Raw genomic sequence first — 18,417 nt, 5'->3', positions numbered from 1 at the left:
GGTCAAAGCAGGTCGTATTGCTTGAGCTTCTTGCGCAGCGTGCCCCGGTTGAGGCCGAGCATTTCGGAAGCCTTGGTCTGGTTACCCTTGACGTAATTCATCACGGATTCCAGCAGCGGCGCTTCCACTTCGGAAAGCACCAGGTTGTACACGTCCGTGACGGCGGCGCCCTCAAGATGGGCGAAATAGTTGTGCAGTGCCTTTTCGACGCTGCCGCGAAGGGTCTGGCCCTCAGCGGTCGGTGCCGTCAGGTGCTGCTTCAGGTTGGCGTTGTCACTCACGGGTGTTGCCCCATCAAAAAAATTCTCGGTCATCGTCGTCATGCGGCCTTTTCCCCTTCGTTATGACGCTCGGTGAAGAACTCCCGAACGTTGGCGCACTGCGCGTCCGTGGACTCCAAACGATTGAACTTGGCGCGAAACTCCCTGGCGCCCGGCAGGGTTGCCAGATACCAGCCGACATGCTTGCGGGCGATGCGAACGCCCATCTCGTCGCCGTAGAAGGCGTGCAGTGCGGCCAGGTGCTCCAGCAGTATCTGTTCCACTTCGATCAAGCCTGGTGCCGGTAGTAGTTCACCGGTCGCCAGGTAATGCGCGATCTCGCGGAAAATCCAGGGTCGCCCCTGGGCCGCTCGACCGATCAGCAGGGCATCGGCGCCGGTGGCGTCGAGAACCTGCTTGGCTTTCTGTGGCGAATCGATATCGCCGTTGGCAAAGACCGGAATGGACACCGCCTGCTTGATCGCCGCGATGGTGTCGTACTCGGCTTCGCCTGTGTACAGGTCGGCGCGGGTCCGGCCGTGGACGGCCAGGGCCTGGATACCGGCCTGTTCGGCGATCTTCGCCACATTGATGCCGTTCCTGTTCGATCGGTCCCAACCGGTGCGGATCTTCAGGGTGACGGGTACATCGACGGCCTTGACCACAGCGTTGAGGATGTCGGCCACCAGGGCTTCGTCCTTCATCAGCGCCGAGCCTGCGGCCTTGTTGCAGACCTTCTTCGCCGGGCAGCCCATGTTGATGTCGATGATCTGTGCACCGAGTTCAACATTGGCCTTGGCCGCTTCCGCCAGCATCTCCGGATCACCACCGGCTATCTGGACGGAGCGGGGCTCCGGATCTCCCTCGTGGAGCAGGCGCAGCCGCGACTTGCGGCTGTTCCACAGGCGCACGTCGCTGGTGACCATCTCCGATACCACCATGCCGGCACCGAGGCGGCGGCAAAGTAGGCGGAACGGCCTGTCGGTCACACCCGCCATGGGGGCGAGAATCACCGGATTGGGCAAGGCATAAGGGCCAATGCTAACCGCCGACATAGGTCTTCCCTGTTTGGGGCCTGCTGAGTGCTGGGGGAGTTCGAAAAAGGGTGGGCATGATACCCGCTCTCGGTGACTGGATAAAGGCTGTTTTGAACAAAATCTGAACAGCCCTGTGCTTATCGCCGGGAGTTAGGAATTGCCTGGAGACTCCGGAATCCGGCGTCTCCAGCTTATTCGGGGGAGTGGAAACTGAGGCTGTAGTTCACGGCCTTGGTGCCCGGATCGAGGATGTCCAGGCTGATGTGGATTGGGGTTTGCGGAGGCATTTCCGCCTGTCCGGCCAGTTCGCCGGAAAGGTATTCGCCCGGCTTGAAACGACGGCTGGCCAGCAGTTGGCCATTGATATCGGCAAAGCGTAGTTCCAGCAGCGGGAAAGGCTGGGCGAAGGTGGCGCGGTTGTAGAGGATGGCGTCCACTACCAGCGCGCCGGAGAACTCGGGATGGCTGCGCACCACGAGGTTGCTGCTCTTGATCAGGTCGATATCCACCTTTGAGGGCAACTGGCAGCCGATTTCCGGGCAGATCTGCTGGAACCAGGGGCGGTACTGGTCCTGTCGGGCCAGTTCATCGAAGTGGTACCAGATGTACTGCGTGGCCAGTGCGCCGATCGCGATCAGGTTCAGCAGGAGCCAGCCGATCCAGCGGCCCCAGGGGCGCCTGCTTTCCTGCCAGTCCAGCTGCAGCGGCTCCTCATTGAGGTCGAGCAGGCCGTCCTCGCGAAGGGCGGGTTCGTTGCGCTGGTGCTGTGGGCGCACGGGCTCGGTCGCCGGCGGTGCGTCCGGCTCATCGTCGAAGTCGTCGCGCAGGTCTTCGGGTTCGTCGTCGCGGGCGGAACCCAGGCTGAATTCCGGACCGGGCTCGTCTTCCACGAGGTCCATGGACAGGCTGGGCTCGGTGCGCTCTGCGGGGGCGGGCCTGGGCGGTTCCGCCGGAGTGCGACTCACCGGCTCGGCAACAGGCTCGGCACGCAGGTCGAAATCGGTCTCAGGTTCGGCTTCGAAATCGTCGTCCCGCTCGGCTGCCAGCTCCTCAGGCGGGTTGCGTTCCTCGGCCTCAAGCAGGGCTTCGGCCCAACCCTCGTCGTGGCGCGGCGCGGGTTGCGCTTCGGCCCGTTGCGCTGCGGCGGGACCCAGCAGGTCGCGGGACAGGCGCTGTTCTTCCTGCTCCAGCTTGGCGAGTTCTTCGTCCAGGTCGAGACTGTCGAGATCCAGGTCGTCGTGAATCCACAGCGTATCGCTACTGGCCGGTGTGGCCGACGGCGTCTGCGGCGCAACCGGCGGCTTGAGGACGGTGGCGACGCTGGGCACTGGGGCTGCCGGTGCCTGGGGAGCTGCCGGCCTGGGTGGCACTGCCGGTGCTGCAGGTTTGGCTTTCGGAGTTGCCGGGATCGCCGCCTGGCCCTTGGCCGCCAACAGCTGCTGAGCCGCATTGAATACATGCAGACAGGCCCCGCAGCGCACGGCGCCGTGGGCAACGGCCAGCTGTGCGCGGCTGACGCGGAAACTGGTCTGGCAATGCGGGCACTGGGTGACGAAGCTGTCGGTCATGCGGCGATCCGGTCGAAACGAAAGGCTATTTTACTCGATCTGCTGGCTTTCAGCGGCGCACGCCACTGATGCGTACCCAGCCGTCCTTCTCCGCGGTGGGATCGAGGTCGAAGGCGTCGGTGTAGGCGGCGCGTACTTCCTCGGCCTGCTCGGCAAGGATGCCCGACAGTGCCAGGCGTCCACCGGGCGCAACCAGGCTGGTGATCTGCGGAGCCAGCGAGACCAGCGGGCCGGCGAGGATGTTGGCCACCACCACTTCGGCGGGTTTGGCTGGCAGGTCGGCCGGCAGGTAGACCGGGAAGCGCGCCGGGTCGATGCCGTTGCGCGAGGCGTTGTCGCGGGAGGCTTCCAGGGCTTGCGGGTCGATGTCGGTGCCGACGGCCTGGCGTGCGCCCAGGAGCAGCGCGGCGATGGCGAGAATGCCCGAGCCGCAGCCGAAGTCCAGGACTTCGCAGTCGTCGAGTTCCTGGCCGTCCAGCCATTCCAGGCACAGGGCGGTGGTCGGGTGCGTGCCGGTGCCGAAGGCCAGGCCCGGGTCCAGCAGGAGGTTCACCGCGCCCGGTTCCGGGGCATCGTGCCAGCTCGGCACGATCCACAGGCGACGGCCGAAGCGCATGGGCTGGAAGTTGTCCATCCAGCTGCGTTCCCAATCCTGGTCTTCGATGCGTTCGATCTGGTGCTCCGGCAGCGCGCCACCGGTCAGCAGTTCCAGGTGTGCCACCAGGCTGGCTTCGTCGGTGTCGGCCTCGAACAGGGCGAGCAGGTGGGTGTTGGACCAGAGTGGGGTGGTGCCGAGGTCCGGTTCGAAGATCGGCTGGTCTTCGGCGTCCATGAAGGTTACCGAGACGGCGCCCACTTCCAGCAGGGCGTCCTCGTAGGTTTCCGCCTGTTCCGGGGTGATGGCGAGTCGAACTTGTAACCAGGGCATGGCGGGACCTCTTGAAAATTCAGCGTGCACGTGCGGCAGGCGCGCAAGCTTACTTGAGCACAGGCCGGAAAAACACAAGGGCCACCATATGGCAGCCCCTGTGTCGTGGATCAGGCACCCTGGATCAGTGCTTGTCCATGCCGAGTTTCTTTTCAAGGTAGTGGATGTTGATCCCACCCTTGCAGAAACCCTTGTCGCGAGTGAGGTCGCGGTGCAGCGGGATGTTGGTCTTGATCCCGTCAACGACGATCTCGTCGAGCGCATTGCGCATGCGCGCCATGGCTTCGTCGCGGTCCTTGCCATAGGTGATCAGCTTGCCGATCAGCGAGTCGTAGTTCGGCGGAACCGCGTAACCGCTGTACAGGTGCGAATCCACGCGAACGCCGTTGCCACCCGGGGCGTGGAAGTAGGTCACCTTGCCGGGGCTCGGCATGAAGTTGTCCGGGTCTTCGGCGTTGATCCGGCATTCCAGCGCATGGCCACGGATGACCACGTCGTCCTGCTTGATCGACAGCTTGTTGCCGGCAGCGATGCTGAGCATTTCCTTGACGATGTCGATGCCGGTGACCATTTCGGTAACCGGGTGCTCCACCTGCACGCGAGTGTTCATCTCGATGAAGTAGAAGCGACCGTTCTCGTAGAGGAACTCGAAGGTGCCGGCGCCGCGGTAGCCGATCTCGATGCAGGCCTGGACGCAGCGGTCCAGCACTTCGGCGCGAGCCTTCTCGTCGATGCCGGGGGCTGGGGCTTCTTCCAGCACCTTCTGGTGGCGGCGCTGCAGGGAGCAGTCACGGTCACCGAGGTGAATGGCGTTGCCCTGGCCGTCGGACAGGACCTGGACTTCGACGTGGCGCGGGTTGGTGAGGAACTTCTCCAGGTAGACCATGGAGTTGCCGAACGCAGCACCGGCTTCGGTGCGGGTCAGCTTGGCCGACTTGATCAGCTCTTCTTCCTCGAATACCACGCGCATGCCGCGACCACCGCCGCCGCCGGCGGCCTTGATGATCACCGGATAGCCTACTTCACGGGCAATGGCGATGGCGGTTTCTTCGTCTTCCGGCAGCGGGCCGTCGGAACCCGGCACGGTCGGGACGCCGGAGCGCTTCATGGCGTCCTTGGCCGATACCTTGTCGCCCATCAGGCGAATGGTGTCGGCTTTCGGGCCGATGAAGGCGAAGCCGGAGTTCTCCACCTGCTCGGCGAAGTCGGCGTTCTCGGCGAGGAAGCCGTAACCCGGGTGGATAGCAGTGGCGCCGGTGACTTCGGCGGCGCTGATGATCGCCGGGATGTTCAGGTAGGACTGGGCTGCCGAAGCCGGGCCGATGCAAACGGTCTCGTCGGCCAGGGACAGGTGCATCAGTTCACGGTCGGCCGTGGAATGCACCGCCACCGTCTTGATGCCCAGTTCCTTGCAGGCGCGCAGGATGCGCAGGGCGATCTCGCCACGGTTGGCGATCAGGACTTTTTCCAACATCGCAGGCTCTCCGTGGTTCAGACGATGGTGAACAGCGGCTGGTCGTACTCAACCGGCTGACCATTTTCCACGAGGACGGATTCGATCACGCCACTGGCTTCAGCTTCGATGTGGTTCATCATCTTCATGGCTTCGACGATGCAGAGGATGTCGCCTTTCTTCACGCTCTGGCCGACTTCGACGAAGTTGCCGGAGGTCGGGGAGGCCGCGCGGTAGAAGGTGCCGACCATCGGCGAGCGCACGACATTGCCGTTCAGCTTCGGTGCTGCCGGGGCAGCGGCTTCAGCGGCGGCGGCCGGAGCGGCAGCAGCAACGGGGGCTGCGACCGGCGCCGGGGCAGCGGCATAGATCGGCTGGGCCGCGAAGGCCTTGTTGCTGTGACGGCTGATGCGCACGGACTCTTCGCCCTCGCGGATCTCCAGTTCGTCGATACCGGACTCTTCCAGCAGTTCGATCAGTTTCTTGACTTTACGGATATCCATTAATCATCAACTCCCGGGGTGAGGTCAGGGGCGTTCAAGGTGTTCTAGCGCCGCGTCCAGGGCCAGGCGGTAGCCGGTGGCGCCCAGACCGCAGATCACTCCCACGGCTACGTCGGAGAAGTAGGAGTGATGGCGGAAAGGTTCACGTTTGTGCACGTTGGACAGGTGCACTTCGATGAATGGGATGCTCACTGCGAGCAATGCGTCACGTAGGGCGACACTTGTGTGCGTGAAAGCAGCAGGATTGATGAGGATGAAGTCCACTCCTTCACTGCGGGCCGCATGAATCCGGTCGATCAATTCGTACTCGGCATTGCTTTGCAGGTACATCAGGTGATGGCCAGCCTCGCGAGCGCGGCGCTCCAGGTCCTGGTTGATCTCGGCCAGGGTGGTGGCCCCGTACTTATCGGGTTCGCGGGTGCCCAGCAGGTTGAGGTTGGGACCATGCAGGACGAGCAGGGTGGCCATGCTGTTTGTTCCTTATTGGAGGCCAGGCGGCACTATGCCGGATAGCCGAAAAGGCTGTCCAGTTGCCAACAATAGTCGACAAGATGCCCGGTGTTTACGGCAAATATATGACGTTGCTGCATCAGCGCGATGCATTCGCCTGTTGCAGGCGGGCGGCGAAGGCCTTGGCATCGACTTCACCTACGACACGCAGTTCGACCAATTCGTCACCCTTGCCGTTGAAGAACAGGATGGCCGGTGGCCCGAACAGCTTGTAGTGGTCGAGCAGGGCGCGTTGTTCCGCGTTGCTCTCGGTCATGTCGAAGCGGATGAGGCGATAGCCGCCCAGCTGCGAGGTAACCTCCGTGGCAGTGAGGACTTCACGCTCGATGAGCTTGCAACTAATGCACCAGTCGGCATACCAGTCCAGCAGCAGGGGCTGGCCAGAGCCTTTGGCTTCCGCGAGGACCCCCGTCAGCTCCGCCGGGGTCTTGATCGTCTGCCATTCGCCAGCGGTTGGGGCGACGGACGGTGCACCAGCCAGGGGCGCGCGGCCCAGGGGACGCAGCGGATCGGATTCGCCCTTGAGCGCGCCCGACCAGGCGGCCACCGCGTACACCAGCAGGACCAGGCCAGCCAGTTGACCCAGGCGCTCGCGCGGCGCCTTCGGGGTGAACTCGAGAGCGCCGAGGAACAGCGCCACGCCGCCGGCCAGCAGGCCCCAGAGGCCCAGCGCCAGCGGGCCGGGCAGAACGCGTTCGAGCATCCACACCGCGACCGCCAGCAGCAGAACGCCGAATGCATTCCGTACGCTGACCATCCATTGCCCGGCCTTGGGCAGCAATGCGCCGCCGCCGGTGGCGAACAGGACCAGCGGGGCGCCCATGCCCAGGCCGAGGGCGAAGAGCTTGAGGCCGCCACCCAGCGCATCACCGCTTGCACTGATATAGAGCAGGGCTCCGGCCAGCGGCGCGGAGACGCAGGGCGAGACGAGCAGGCTGGAGACGACGCCGAGCAGTGCGGCGCTCCAGATCGAGCCGCCCTTGGTGCTGCCGGCCAGGGAATCCAGCGGGCCGCTGATGAAACGCGGCAGGCGCAATTCATAGAGGCCGAACATGGCCAGGGCGAAGGCGGTGAAGAACGCCGCGAAGGGCACCAGTACCCAGGGCGACTGCAGGCGCGCTTGAAGATTGAGTTCGGCGCCGAACACGCCCATCAGCGCCCCCAGCAGGGCGAAGCAGGCGGCCATCGGCAGGACGTAGGCCAGCGACAGCACCAGGCCGCGCCCGCCGCCCGCCTGTCCGCGCAGGACCACGCCGGAGAGGATCGGCAGCATCGGCAGCACGCAGGGGGTGAAGGTCAGTCCGAGGCCGGCGAGGAAGAACAATGCCAGTTCGTGCCAGCTCCAGCCCTTGCTGGCGGAGCTGCTGCCCAGTTCGGCGATACCGCTGGTAGGGCCGGATTCGGCCAGTTCGATGACTTCGGTTTCCGGCGGATAGCACAGGCCCTTGTCGGCGCAACCCTGGTAGGTCACCCGCAATTCGGTGGGCGCCTTGCGTGTCGGGTCCACTGGCAGGTTGATGTCGGTGACGCCGTAATACACCTCGACATCGCCGAAGAATTCGTCGGTCTTGTGCTTGCCGGGCGGTAGTACGGCCTGGCCCAGGCCGCTGTTGACGGGCTCGGCGCGGAACTGGAAACGATGGCGATAGAGGTAGTAGCCCTCGGCATTGGTGAAACGCAGCTTCACCAAGGTGGGTGTGCTTTCCACGAGGCTGAGACGGAAGGCCTCGCGAACCGGCAGGAAGTCGCCACTGTTATTGAGGGAGGCACCCAGGTTCGGGCTCGGGCGGTTGTCCAGCAACCCTGCGGCGGCGGGCAGGGCCACCAGCAGAAGGATCAGGCTCAGCAGACGGCGCATGGAGGTCTCTTGGGTGGAAAATGCCCGCATCATAGCGGACCTCGACGGCTTCCTGCAGGCTCCCGGCGTAAGCGGTTTTGTCCTCGGCGTGAAAGGTCGGGTTGCGCAGGGTAGGAGCGAGCTTGCTCGCGAAGCGTGTTTCGCGAGCAAGCTCGCTCCTACGGAAAAGCCAATCGCGCCGTTTGGTCAGACGCGGAAGGCCTGCACGGCGGTGTGCAGTTCGCCGCCCAGGCGCAGCAGGCGCTCGCCCTGGCTGCGGCTTTCGTCGATGCGGGCGAGGTTGCTGCCGCCGAGCTGATGAATCTGTTCGCTATGGTCGCGGATGTCACCGACCGCGCCGGTCTGCTGTGCGGTCGCATCGGCAATGCGCTCGGCCATGCTGGCAATGGTGCGAATCGCGCTGACCACCTCCACCAGCGCGCCATCGGCGGCGGCAGCCTGTTCGGCACTGGCTTCGGCGTGTTCGACCTGGATACGCATGGCATCGACCGATTGCCGCGCCGCCTGCTGGAGACGCGCGATCAGCTGCTGGATCTCCGCCGTGGCGCCTGCGGTGCGCTGTGAAAGCGAACGCACTTCCTCGGCGACGACCGCGAAGCCCCGGCCCATTTCACCCGCGCGCGCCGCCTCGATGGCGGCGTTGAGCGCCAGCAGGTTGGTCTGCTCGGCGATGCCGCGAATCACCGTCAGCACCTTGTCGATGGTTTCGGTCTCTTCGGCCAGGCGTTCCACGGCCTGGGCGTTGTTCTGCACTTCGCCCACCAACTGGTGCAGGCCGGCGAGGCTCTGGTCGATCACGCTCTGCCCCTGCTCCACGGCCAGTCCCGCGGCGCGGCTGGCATCGGCGGCCAGGCTGGCATCGCCGGCCACCTGCTGGATGGTGTTTTCCAGTTCGCCCAGGGCGTCGCGAATCTGCGCGGTACCCCCCGCCTGGTCTTCGGCGCCGGCGTGGAGTCCGTTGTTCAGATCGGCCAGGGTACTGCTGCTGCCGGCGACTTTCTCGGCGTGCTGGCGAATGGTGCCCACCAGTTCGCCAAGGTAGTCGCGCAGGCGATTGAGCGAGTCTTCGATGCGGCGCAGGTCGAGCGTGCTGGAGCCCAGGGCGATAGGGCGGCTGAAATCGCCAGCGGCCCAGGCTCCCAAGGCGCTGACCAGGCGCCCGAGCACCTGGGTCAGGCGGCGCTGGATGCGGTCGATGCACAGGGCGATGAGCAGGATCAGGCCGATCATCAGGCCTTGCATGATGCGCACTTCAGCCTGGATGCGCCCGTGTTCGGCGCGCACTTCGGGCTCCAGGGCGGCCAGCGCGGTCTGCAGGGCATCCACGCGTTGGTCGGTGGCCGCGGCGAGCTCGTTGCGTCGCTGGATCAGATCGCGGGTGCGCGCCAGTTCTCCCGGGTAGCGCTTGAGCAGGCCGCCCAATTCGCGCTTGAGGGCGATGCCGCGATCTTCGGCCTGGCTGGTTTCGCTGCTGCTCTCCAGGCCCATCATCGCGGCGAAGTCATCGGCGGCGGAGCTGCTGCTGTCGGCCACGCCGAGCAGGGGCAGTTGGTCCAGCCGAGCGCTGTCGCGACCCAGGGCCTCGAGTTCGCGCTCGACGTCGGCGGCCAACTCGTCGCGACCGCTGGCCACCAGCTTGGCGCGGGCCTGGCTCAGGCGGTTGAGGTGCTGGGCGGCGGCGAACAAGGGCGCGCGGTAATCGCTCGCAGCCGGCGTATTGGCAGAGTCGGCGTACTGCGCGAGCTGGTCGAGGGAGCCGGCGATTTCCCGTTCAGCCTGGATCAGCAAGCCCTGTGGATCGCCCGCCAGCTTGCCGGCGGCGAGCAGTTCATCGCGGGTGAATTCGCGCAGCTCATTGAAGCTGGGCAGCAGGTCCTGTGTCAGTTCACCCGGGAGTTGCGCAAGGCGCTGTTCCAGGCTGTCGATGCCTTGGGTGGCGGCGCTGTGGCGCAGCGCATCGCCGCTGTTCAGGTAGGCCTGGACGTTGTCCTCCACTTCCCCCTGGAAGCGCTGGGCGAGGTCCAGGTACTGCTCCATGAGTTGATAGGGCCGTTCCAGCGCCCGCTGCGACCACCACAGCGTGGCGCCCAATGCCAGGCAGACGGTGACCAGCAGCAGGGTAATCAGGTTGGTGAGCAGTTTCAGGCGCATCGCGTCCTCGACAGACAACTGAGGGGATGGCCAGATGATATTGCCGTTTGGTGACAGTCCCGTGACGGCGGGGATCAGTCGCGGTACAGCTCCACCCGGTTACGGCCCGCGTGTTTGGCGCAATAGAGCGCTTCGTCCGCCTGCTTGGAAAGCTGATTGATGTCGAGATCGTCATGCAACTGGGCGATGCCGCAGCTGAAGGTGCAAGACAGGTCGTGAGGTTGCGCCGGGTAGCGGATCTCCGCGAAGCGCCGGCGGATCTCCTCCAGCACGCGATGGGCCGCTTCGAGGTCGGTATCGGGCAGCACCACGGCGAATTCCTCGCCGCCGTAGCGACCGATATGGTCGGTCTTGCGCAGGCGCTGTTTGAGGAACAGGGCAAGGCTCTTGATCACCCGGTCGCCCATGGGATGGCCGTAGGTGTCGTTGACCTTCTTGAAGTGGTCGATATCGAGCATGGCGAAGCACAGCGGCTTGCCTTCCCGGCGCGCGCGGGAGCTGGCGTCCTCCAGCAGTTGCAGCGTGTGGGTGTGATTGAACAGCCCGGTGAGGCTGTCGCGCACCATGCGTGCCTTCAGGCTGCGCGCGCGCTTGGCGCGGGTGCGCACCGTCGCGATCAGGTGGCGCGGCTTGATCGGCTTGGTGAGGAAGTCGTCGCCGCCTTCGCTCATCGCATCCAGCTGTTTATTGAGGTCATCTTCGGCTGACAGGTAAATGATCGGCACGCTCACATAGCGCTCGTGCTGGCGGATCACCTTGGCCAGCTCAGTGCCTAGGCACTCCGGCATGTACATGTCGAGGATGATCAGGTCCGGCTGGAATTCGGCCAGGGCCAGCAGGGTCTTCACCGGTTCGGTGATGACGCGGGTGACGATGCCGGCGGAGTTGAGGATCAGCTCGGTGTGGGTGGCCTGGGCGCGGGAGTCGTCCACCACCAGCACCTTGAAGGGGTCGTAGTGCGCGGTGCGGGTCAGGGCTTCCAGTTTTTCCAGCAGGCTGGAGGCATCCAGGGCGCCGGTGAAGAACTCCTGGCCGCCAGCGCGTACTGCCGCCAGGCGTGTCGGGGCATCGGCCTCTTCGTGGCTGAAGAAGATGATCGGCAGTTTCTGCTCCAGGCCTTGCTGGGCTTCGCGTGCCAGCTCCAGGCCTTTGCCCGGACCGGCGAAGTCCACTTCCAGCACGATCGCTGCCGGATGCCGTTCCGCCATGGCCGAGCGGAAGGCGTTGGCGCTCTCGCAGAGCTGGGCGTTGAGGCCGAAGAATTCCAGTTGCTGGGTCAGGCGCTCGGCGCGGTCCTTGCTCTGCAGCGCCAGGTACACCGGCTTGCGCAGGGGCGGCAGGAAGGTCTGCTCGAACTGATCGCCATGCCGCAGCCCGGTGCGCGACAGGCGCTGCATCAACAGGCTGAGTTCGGTGATCAGATCGCTGGAGAGCCGTCCGCGGTTCTCTTCTACGCCACGCAGGCAGTTGCCGATGGCCACCGCCAGGCGCGTGTGTTCCGGTTGATCGAAGCGTTCGGCGTAGCGTTGCAGGTAGAGGCTGGCCTCGGCCAGCTCGGTCATGCAGGCCGAGCTCCATTCGCTGCGTTGCAGGCGCTGCCAGATCTCCAGAACGTGCCGCGCCTGGTTGATTACCCGCTGGGCGAAGTGATTCTTGAGCCGGTCGCGGTTGGGATCTTCGTGCTCGGTCATGGCCGGGGAGGTCGCCTGGAGACGATCTGAGTGATGGCGCCATGCTATCACCTCGCGAGCGGTACGCCAGTGCCATCTGTCCCGATTCTGCGGGATATGTCAGATAAATATCCTTAGTCCGCAGCCAAGGCCCCGAAAGCGCTGAACGCACCGGAGGTTGGTTTGGTGCGCGGACACTGCGCCGGGCGTGCTCATCCCTTATAGTTGCTGGATTCGGCCGCAACGCTGTCTGCGGATCGTGGTCGAACCTTTCCGTGCTGATCGAAATTCGAAGGACACTGCCATGCTGGACTGGAAGAAGCGTATGGGGGATGCGCGCGAGCGCGTCGATGATTCGGTTGACGATGTACGCAGCTACCTCGGTGGCATCTGGCTGAGTCGTGCCCTCGGCAGCCTGCTGGCGATCTACCTGATCGGTAGCGTGATTGTGGGCTGGTACTGGAGCCGCGAGCCCGATCTCTTCCCCGTACAGCAGAACGCCCAGGCGGCCGCCGAGCGCGCGGGCCGGCAGATGGTCAGCGGCTACACCACCGTGGAAACCCTGAAGACCGTGGGACAGACCCTGCTCGACAAGAGCGGCGGTTACCTCTCCAACGACCTCGCTCCACCCGGCCTCTGGCTGGACAACATGCCCAGCTGGGAATATGGCGTGCTGGTCCAGGTGCGCGACCTGTCCCGTGCCCTGCGCAAGGACTTCGCCCGTTCCCAGTCGCAGTCCACCGAAGACCCGGACCTGGCCAAGGCCGAGCCGCGCTTCAACTTCGACAACAAGAGCTGGGCGCTGCCAGCCTCCGAGTCCGAGTACAAGGAAGGCATCCGCTCGCTGGATCGTTACCTGGCCCGCCTGGCCAATCCGAATCAGCCCAGCGCGCAGTTCTATAGCCGCGCGGATAACCTGAACAACTGGCTGGGTGACGTCGCTACCCGTCTCGGTTCTCTGTCCCAGCGCCTGTCGGCCAGCGTGGGTCGAGTGCGCCTGAACACCGACATCAGCCCCGAAGCCGCCGCTGCCACCGGCAAGGTGCCGGAAGTGAGCGAGGAGATCGTCGAGACGCCCTGGCTGCAGATCGACAACGTCTTCTATGAAGCTCGTGGCCAGGCTTGGGCGCTGTCCCACATCCTGCGCGCCATCGAAGTCGACTTCGCCGACGTGCTGGCGAAGAAGAACGCCACCATCAGCGTGCGCCAGATCATTCGTGAACTGGAGGCCGCCCAGGAGCCGCTGTGGAGCCCGATGGTGCTGAACGGCAGCGGCTACGGTGTGCTGGCCAACCACTCGCTGGTGATGGCCAACTACATCTCCCGCGCCAACGCCGCCGTGATCGACCTGCGCCAGTTGCTGGAGCAGGGCTGATGGCAATCGACGATCGCGAGGCGGCCCACCGCGCCGCCTCCGACGCCGAGCGGGTGGCCTGGGTCGATGAGCAGGACCGCCCCCTCGGCGGCCTGCCCCGCGCCGAATTGCGCGAGCGCGGGCTGATCTCCCGCGGCACCTTCATTCTCCTGTTCAACTCCGCCGGCCAGCTCTGCGTGCATCGCCGCACCCTGAGCAAGGCGCTGTATCCCGGCTACTGGGACGTGGCTGCCGGCGGCATGGTGCAGGAAGGCGAGGACTACGCCGAATCCGCCGCCCGCGAGCTGGAAGAGGAACTCGGTGTTGGCGGCGTGCCGCTGCGTGAGCATGGGCGCTTCTATTTCGACGAACCGGGCAATCGCCTCTGGGGCGCGGTGTTTTCCGCCGTCTCCGATGCACCCCTGAAGCTGCAGCCGGAAGAGGTGATGGAAGCGCGCTTCATGAGCGTGGACGAGGCGTTGGCCCAGAGTCCGTGCTGTCCGGATTCGCTCAAGGCGCTGAAGCTGTACCTCGCCACGCTTTAGGTTGTGGGAACGATGTGGGGGCGAATTCATTCGCTAAGCAGCCCGCAGGGTTGCCCTCACCAGCCATTGGGGTCGCTGCGCAACCCTCAGCGATTGAAATCGCCCCCACAATGAAATGCGCCTTTTACCCCCTCCAAACCCGCGCCCAGCGCGGGTTTGTGCAATATTCCGGACCTTTTCGTGCGGGATGCTGCACGAGGTCGCCAATCTGTCGATCAATGGCGCATTTTCGTACTTAGCATTCGCCGCGAATGCTGATAAATTTCGCCGCCTTTCAAGCCCGGCCACACACCGGGTTGCGCTGCCCCTGCCAGAGTGGGGCTTCGCGGTCGGCTCCCCGCCGACCAGTCGCTATCCTGACCCCTACGAGGAAAGCCGGTGGTCAAGAAAGCTTCGTCCTTTGCCGCCCTGGGCGGCTTGGTGTACTCCACCGACAGCGGCCGGCATTGCCCGGATTGCCGCCAACCCATCGATGCGTGCATCTGCAAGCAAGCCGTCGTGCCTGCTGGCGATGGCATTGCCCGCGTGCGCCGTGAAACCAAGGGCCGTGGTGGCAAGACCGTCACCTCCGTCAGCGGTGTGCCGCTGGCCGAAGATGCCCTGAAGGAACTGGCCACGGCGCTCAAGCGTCGTTGCGGGACGGGTGGAGCCTTGAAGGACGGCGTGATCGAGATCCAGGGCGACCACGTGGACCTGTTGCTTGAAGAACTCGCCAAGCGCGGCTTCAAGGCCAAGAAATCCGGCGGCTGAGCCACGGCTTTCTAAACTGACCGTCAGAGCGGCGGTCAACACTCCAACGTCATACGACCGAATTAACCTGTCCAGGCCCCCGGCATGATCCGGCGGGCATGGCGCTTTTCTATCCCATAGGGGGAAACCGATGTCTGCACGACGCACGCGCAAGGACGATGGCACCAGTTGGACCGTGGCCGACAGCCGCAGTGTCTATGGTATTCGCCATTGGGGGGCCGGCTATTTCGCAATCAACGAAGCGGGCCGCGTCGAAGTGCGCCCCCGTGGTGCCGGCAGCGAGCCGGTGGACTTCTTCGACATCGTCGGCGACCTGCGCGAAGCGGGCCTGTCCCTGCCGCTGCTGGTGCGCTTCCCCGACATCCTGCAGGACCGCGTGCGCCAGCTGACCGGTGCCTTCGACGCCAACATCGAGCGCCTGGAATACCAGAGCAAGTACACCGCGCTGTACCCGATCAAGGTCAACCAGCAGGAAGCGGTGGTGGAAAACATCATCGCCACCCAGAACGTCTCCATCGGCCTGGAAGCCGGTTCCAAGCCCGAGCTGCTGGCCGTACTGGCGCTGGCGCCGAAGGGCGGCACCATCGTCTGCAACGGCTACAAGGACCGCGAGTTCATCCGCCTGGCGCTGATGGGCCAGAAGCTTGGCCATAACGTTTTCATCGTCATCGAGAAAGAAGCCGAGGTGGAATACGTCATCGACGTCGCCGCCGAACTCAAGGTCGCGCCGCAAGTCGGCCTGCGCGTGCGCCTGTCGTCCCTGGCCTCGTCCAAGTGGGCTGACACCGGTGGCGAGAAATCCAAGTTCGGTCTCTCCGCCGCGCAGATCCTCTCGGTGGTGGAGCGCTTCCGCAAGGCTGGCCTCGACCAGGGCGTGCGCCTGCTGCACTTCCACATGGGCTCGCAGATCGCCAACCTGGCCGACTACCAGCACGGTTTCAAGGAAGCCATCCGCTACTACGCCGAGCTGCGCAACCTCGGCCTGCCGGTCGACCACATTGACGTCGGCGGCGGCCTGGGCGTCGACTACGACGGCACCCACTCGCGCAACGCCAGCTCCATCAACTACGACATGGACGACTACGCCGGCGTGGTGGTGGGCATGCTCAAGGAGTTCTGCGACGCGCAGGGCCTGCCGCACCCGCACATCTTCTCCGAGAGCGGCCGCGCCATGACCGCGCACCACGCCGTGCTGGTGATGCAGGTGACCGACGTCGAGCGTCACAACGACGAAGTGCCGAAGTTCGCCAATCTGGAAGAGCAGCCGGAAATCGTTCGCTGGCTGGCCGAGCTGCTGGGCCCCACCGATGCCGAGATGGTCACCGAGACCTACTGGCGCGCCACCCACTACATGGGAGACGCCGCTACTCAGTATGCCGAGGGCAAGCTCACGCTCGCCGAGAAGGCCCTGGCCGAGCAGACCTACTTCGCCATCTGCCGCCGCCTGCACAACCAGCTCAAGGCGCGCCAGCGTTCCCACCGTCAGGTGCTGGATGAGCTGAACGACAAGCTCGCGGAGAAGTACATCTGCAACTTCTCGGTATTCCAGAGCCTGCCGGACACCTGGGCCATCGGCCAGGTGCTGCCGATCATCCCGCTGCACCGCCTCGACGAAGAGCCCCTGCGTCGCGCCGTGCTGCAGGACCTGACCTGCGACTCCGACGGCAAGATCAACCAGTACGTCGACGAGCAGAGCATCGAGACCAGCATGCCGGTGCACGAAGTGCGCGAAGGCGAGGACTACCTGCTGGGCGTGTTCCTGGTGGGCGCCTACCAGGAAATCCTCGGTGACATGCACAACCTGTTCGGCGACACCGACTCGGTGAACGTCTACCAGCATGACGACGGCAGCGTTTACCACGCCGGTATCGAAACCCACGACACCATCGAAGACATGCTGCGCTACGTGCACCTGTCTCCCGATGAGCTGATGGCGCTGTATCGCGACAAGGTCTCCAGCGCCAAGCTGAGCCCGCGCGAGCGCACCCAGTACGTCGACGCCCTGCGCCTGGGGCTGACCCGCTCGTCCTACCTGTCGTCCTGATAGGGATACGAATGAAAAAGCCCGGCCAAGTGCCGGGCTTTTTGTTCATGCAGACTGCGCAGGACTAAGCCTTTAAAATAGTTACCAAGCCAACCCCACACTCAGCCCCACATACTCCTGACGCGTTAGTTCTCCACGCAGAATTTGCATTCCACCTGACCACCGACGCTTCATTCGTAATCGGCAGTGAACGGCCGATTGTGTTGAAAAAGGCGGTTCTGCGGCAGCCAGTCGGCCAGGTGCGCCAGCTTTCGAAGTGGCTGCACGCCACTTCAAGTTGCCTTTCGGCGTTTCACTGAGCGTCCTTGCTCAGGTTTGCGGGTTAATTCGAGGTTTTCTGCTCGCAGCAGGCGTACCTATCCCGTGATCGGCGGCCCGTGAGGCATGAGCTTGGCCATGCGTCGCAGGTTTTGCACCGTCGCGGCCAAGGTGAATTCGTCGGTGGCGCCGGTCAGGCCACGCAGTCGTAAACGGTCGAGTTTCATGATCCGTTTGAGGTGGGCGAACAGCATCTCCACCTTCTTGCGCTCGCAGCGAGAGACGAGGTACTCCGGTGTCTTGGCGATGCGTCGCGCTACGTCGCGAGCAGCCTCATGGATACTGCGGACGATCTTCCGATTCGGCGTATTGGGACAGCACTTGGCTTTCAGCGGGCAGGTGGCGCAGTCGGCTTGGCTGGAGCGGTAGATGATGGTATTGGCCTTGGTCACCCGCGTTCTCTGTTGGGTGAAGGCGCGCCATTCACTGCGTAGCGGTTTGCCGGCTGGGCAGCGGTATTCCTTGGCCTCCGGGTTCCAGTGAAAGTCGTTGCTGGAGAGACTGTCGTCCTTGCGCTCGGTCTTGTCCCACACCGGCACATGCGGCTCGATGTCCTTCTCCTCGACCATCCAGGCCAGCATCGGGGCCGTGCCATAGGCGGTATCGCCGATCAGGCGTTCCGGTGTGAGGTCGAACTGCGCTTCGACGCGCTCGACCATCGTTTTGGTCGACTCGACTTCGGCAGTCCGATGCGCCGGGGTGGCTTCCACATCCAGGATCACGCCGTGCGCGGTATCGATCAGGTAGTTGGTAGCGTAGGCAAAGAAGGCCGGACCACCGGGCGCGGCGGTCCACCGCGCCTGCGGATCGGTGAGTGAAATTTTCTTGGGCAGGGCTTCGGCCAGCGCCTCTTCATCAAGGGCTTCGAGGTACTCGCGCACGGCGCGGCTGCTGAGCGCCGGATCGCGCCAGTCGACTTCATCGCCCGCCACCCCACGTTGCCGGCTGGCATCCGCCTTGATGATGCTGGCGTCGACGGCGAAGCCTTCGGCCTTGACCAGCCCAGCGGCCATGCAGCGCCGCAGCACCTCATTGAACAACCAGCGGAACAGCCCGCTGTCACGAAAGCGGCCGTGGCGATTCTTCGAGAAAGTCGAGTGATTGGGCACTTCGTCTTCCAGGCCCAGCCGGCAGAACCAACGATAGGCCAGGTTCAGGTGCACCTCTTCACACAACCGCCGCTCGGAACGGATGCCGTAGCAGTAGCCGACCACCAGCATGCGCACCATCAACTCCGGATCAATCGAGGGTCGCCCGATGGGGCTGTAGAAGTCGGCCAGGTGGGCACGCAGGTCGCTGAGATCCAGGCACTGATCGATGCTGCGCAGGAGGTGTTGGGCTGGGACGTGATCTTCCAGATTGAACGAGTAGAACAGGCGCTGCTGTCCTCCCGGTAACTGCCCCATCATGCTGCCTGCCCCCACGCTCACTGAGCGCGTGATTTTGCCGGCGGCAGGGGGCGGCAGCT

General features: G+C 64.5%; 15 protein-coding genes. 4 read left to right on the top strand and 11 right to left on the bottom strand.

What is annotated here, in order from left to right:
* Nucleotides 1-2 precede the first annotated feature (2 nt).
* The 10 genes from fis to DM872_RS27380 all read right to left on the bottom strand — a co-directional run bounded on the left by fis (nucleotide 3) and on the right by DM872_RS27380 (nucleotide 11,959).
* Nucleotides 3-323 carry a DNA-binding transcriptional regulator Fis gene (gene fis / locus DM872_RS27425; RefSeq protein ID WP_028630726.1) on the bottom strand — a complete coding sequence of 107 codons (321 nt, stop codon included), beginning with the start codon at nucleotides 321-323 and terminating at the stop codon, nucleotides 3-5.
* The gene (gene dusB, locus DM872_RS27420) at nucleotides 320-1,315 is read right to left on the bottom strand and encodes a tRNA dihydrouridine synthase DusB (protein ID WP_179062357.1); all 996 of its coding nucleotides are present in this window, start codon (nucleotides 1,313-1,315) and stop codon (nucleotides 320-322) included. Before dusB ends, fis begins: the two co-directional genes overlap by 4 nt.
* A gap of 173 nt (nucleotides 1,316-1,488) precedes the next feature.
* Entirely contained in the window at nucleotides 1,489-2,865 is a 1,377-nt protein-coding gene (locus DM872_RS27415; protein WP_179062356.1) for a DUF3426 domain-containing protein, read from the bottom strand.
* Between the two features lie 49 nt (nucleotides 2,866-2,914).
* Entirely contained in the window at nucleotides 2,915-3,793 is an 879-nt protein-coding gene (gene prmA, locus DM872_RS27410) for a 50S ribosomal protein L11 methyltransferase (protein WP_179062355.1), read from the bottom strand.
* A 124-nt stretch (nucleotides 3,794-3,917) separates the two neighbouring features.
* Nucleotides 3,918-5,267 (bottom strand): acetyl-CoA carboxylase biotin carboxylase subunit, encoded by a 1,350-nt coding sequence (gene accC, locus DM872_RS27405; protein WP_179062354.1) that lies wholly within the window; start codon nucleotides 5,265-5,267, stop codon nucleotides 3,918-3,920.
* Nucleotides 5,268-5,284: 17 nt separating this feature from the next.
* On the bottom strand, nucleotides 5,285-5,749 hold the full coding sequence (gene accB / locus DM872_RS27400) for an acetyl-CoA carboxylase biotin carboxyl carrier protein (protein WP_179062353.1): 465 nt from the start codon (nucleotides 5,747-5,749) through the stop codon (nucleotides 5,285-5,287).
* A 24-nt stretch (nucleotides 5,750-5,773) separates the two neighbouring features.
* Nucleotides 5,774-6,217, bottom strand: coding sequence for a type II 3-dehydroquinate dehydratase (aroQ, locus tag DM872_RS27395; protein ID WP_179062352.1), 444 nt, complete (start codon nucleotides 6,215-6,217; stop codon nucleotides 5,774-5,776).
* Nucleotides 6,218-6,338: 121 nt separating this feature from the next.
* A complete protein-coding gene (locus DM872_RS27390) occupies nucleotides 6,339-8,117 on the bottom strand; it encodes a protein-disulfide reductase DsbD (protein WP_179062351.1) in 1,779 nt (592 codons plus the stop codon).
* 186 nt (nucleotides 8,118-8,303) lie between these two features.
* Nucleotides 8,304-9,347, bottom strand: a complete 1,044-nt coding sequence (locus DM872_RS31000) for a methyl-accepting chemotaxis protein (RefSeq protein ID WP_373273748.1) — start codon at nucleotides 9,345-9,347, stop codon at nucleotides 8,304-8,306.
* A gap of 995 nt (nucleotides 9,348-10,342) precedes the next feature.
* Entirely contained in the window at nucleotides 10,343-11,959 is a 1,617-nt protein-coding gene (locus tag DM872_RS27380) for a response regulator (RefSeq protein WP_179062349.1), read from the bottom strand.
* Nucleotides 11,960-12,242: 283 nt separating this feature from the next.
* Between DM872_RS27380 and DM872_RS27375 the strand changes: the two genes are divergently transcribed.
* From DM872_RS27375 to speA, 4 genes are all read left to right on the top strand, one after another.
* Complete coding sequence (locus DM872_RS27375; RefSeq protein ID WP_077523668.1) at nucleotides 12,243-13,313, top strand: DUF2333 family protein; 1,071 nt, start codon at nucleotides 12,243-12,245, stop codon at nucleotides 13,311-13,313.
* Nucleotides 13,313-13,837, top strand: coding sequence for an NUDIX hydrolase YfcD (yfcD, locus tag DM872_RS27370; protein WP_179062348.1), 525 nt, complete (start codon nucleotides 13,313-13,315; stop codon nucleotides 13,835-13,837). The genes DM872_RS27375 and yfcD overlap by 1 nt, the downstream gene beginning before the upstream one ends.
* Before the next feature lie 378 nt (nucleotides 13,838-14,215).
* Nucleotides 14,216-14,587, top strand: a complete 372-nt coding sequence (locus DM872_RS27365; protein ID WP_120654324.1) for a translation initiation factor Sui1 — start codon at nucleotides 14,216-14,218, stop codon at nucleotides 14,585-14,587.
* 130 nt (nucleotides 14,588-14,717) lie between these two features.
* A complete protein-coding gene (gene speA / locus DM872_RS27360; RefSeq protein WP_179062347.1) occupies nucleotides 14,718-16,631 on the top strand; it encodes an arginine decarboxylase in 1,914 nt (637 codons plus the stop codon).
* Nucleotides 16,632-16,987: 356 nt separating this feature from the next.
* Here speA and DM872_RS27355 read toward each other — a convergent pair whose 3' ends face one another.
* Nucleotides 16,988-18,358 carry a transposase gene (locus DM872_RS27355; protein ID WP_179062346.1) on the bottom strand — a complete coding sequence of 457 codons (1,371 nt, stop codon included), beginning with the start codon at nucleotides 18,356-18,358 and terminating at the stop codon, nucleotides 16,988-16,990.
* Between the last annotated feature and the right edge of the window lie 59 nt (nucleotides 18,359-18,417).

Source organism: Pseudomonas taiwanensis (assembly GCF_013393345.1).
GTDB lineage: Bacteria > Pseudomonadota > Gammaproteobacteria > Pseudomonadales > Pseudomonadaceae > Metapseudomonas > Metapseudomonas resinovorans_C.
The sequence above is the reverse complement of the archived record's forward strand: the minus strand, read 5'-3'. Positions and strand labels throughout refer to the sequence as shown.

What these genes read in the sequence shown, in the direction of transcription:
- fis (WP_028630726.1), bottom strand. Translation starts at nt 323, where the DNA reads ATGACGACGATGACCGAGAATTTTTTTGATGGGGCAACACCCGTGAGT.
- dusB (WP_179062357.1), bottom strand. Translation starts at nt 1,315, where the DNA reads ATGTCGGCGGTTAGCATTGGCCCTTATGCCTTGCCCAATCCGGTGATT.
- DM872_RS27415 (WP_179062356.1), bottom strand. Translation starts at nt 2,865, where the DNA reads ATGACCGACAGCTTCGTCACCCAGTGCCCGCATTGCCAGACCAGTTTC.
- prmA (WP_179062355.1), bottom strand. Translation starts at nt 3,793, where the DNA reads ATGCCCTGGTTACAAGTTCGACTCGCCATCACCCCGGAACAGGCGGAA.
- accC (WP_179062354.1), bottom strand. Translation starts at nt 5,267, where the DNA reads ATGTTGGAAAAAGTCCTGATCGCCAACCGTGGCGAGATCGCCCTGCGC.
- accB (WP_179062353.1), bottom strand. Translation starts at nt 5,749, where the DNA reads ATGGATATCCGTAAAGTCAAGAAACTGATCGAACTGCTGGAAGAGTCC.
- aroQ (WP_179062352.1), bottom strand. Translation starts at nt 6,217, where the DNA reads ATGGCCACCCTGCTCGTCCTGCATGGTCCCAACCTCAACCTGCTGGGC.
- DM872_RS27390 (WP_179062351.1), bottom strand. Translation starts at nt 8,117, where the DNA reads ATGCGCCGTCTGCTGAGCCTGATCCTTCTGCTGGTGGCCCTGCCCGCC.
- DM872_RS31000 (WP_373273748.1), bottom strand. Translation starts at nt 9,347, where the DNA reads ATGATCGGCCTGATCCTGCTCATCGCCCTGTGCATCGACCGCATCCAG.
- DM872_RS27380 (WP_179062349.1), bottom strand. Translation starts at nt 11,959, where the DNA reads ATGACCGAGCACGAAGATCCCAACCGCGACCGGCTCAAGAATCACTTC.
- DM872_RS27375 (WP_077523668.1), top strand. Translation starts at nt 12,243, where the DNA reads ATGCTGGACTGGAAGAAGCGTATGGGGGATGCGCGCGAGCGCGTCGAT.
- yfcD (WP_179062348.1), top strand. Translation starts at nt 13,313, where the DNA reads ATGGCAATCGACGATCGCGAGGCGGCCCACCGCGCCGCCTCCGACGCC.
- speA (WP_179062347.1), top strand. Translation starts at nt 14,718, where the DNA reads ATGTCTGCACGACGCACGCGCAAGGACGATGGCACCAGTTGGACCGTG.
- DM872_RS27355 (WP_179062346.1), bottom strand. Translation starts at nt 18,358, where the DNA reads ATGATGGGGCAGTTACCGGGAGGACAGCAGCGCCTGTTCTACTCGTTC.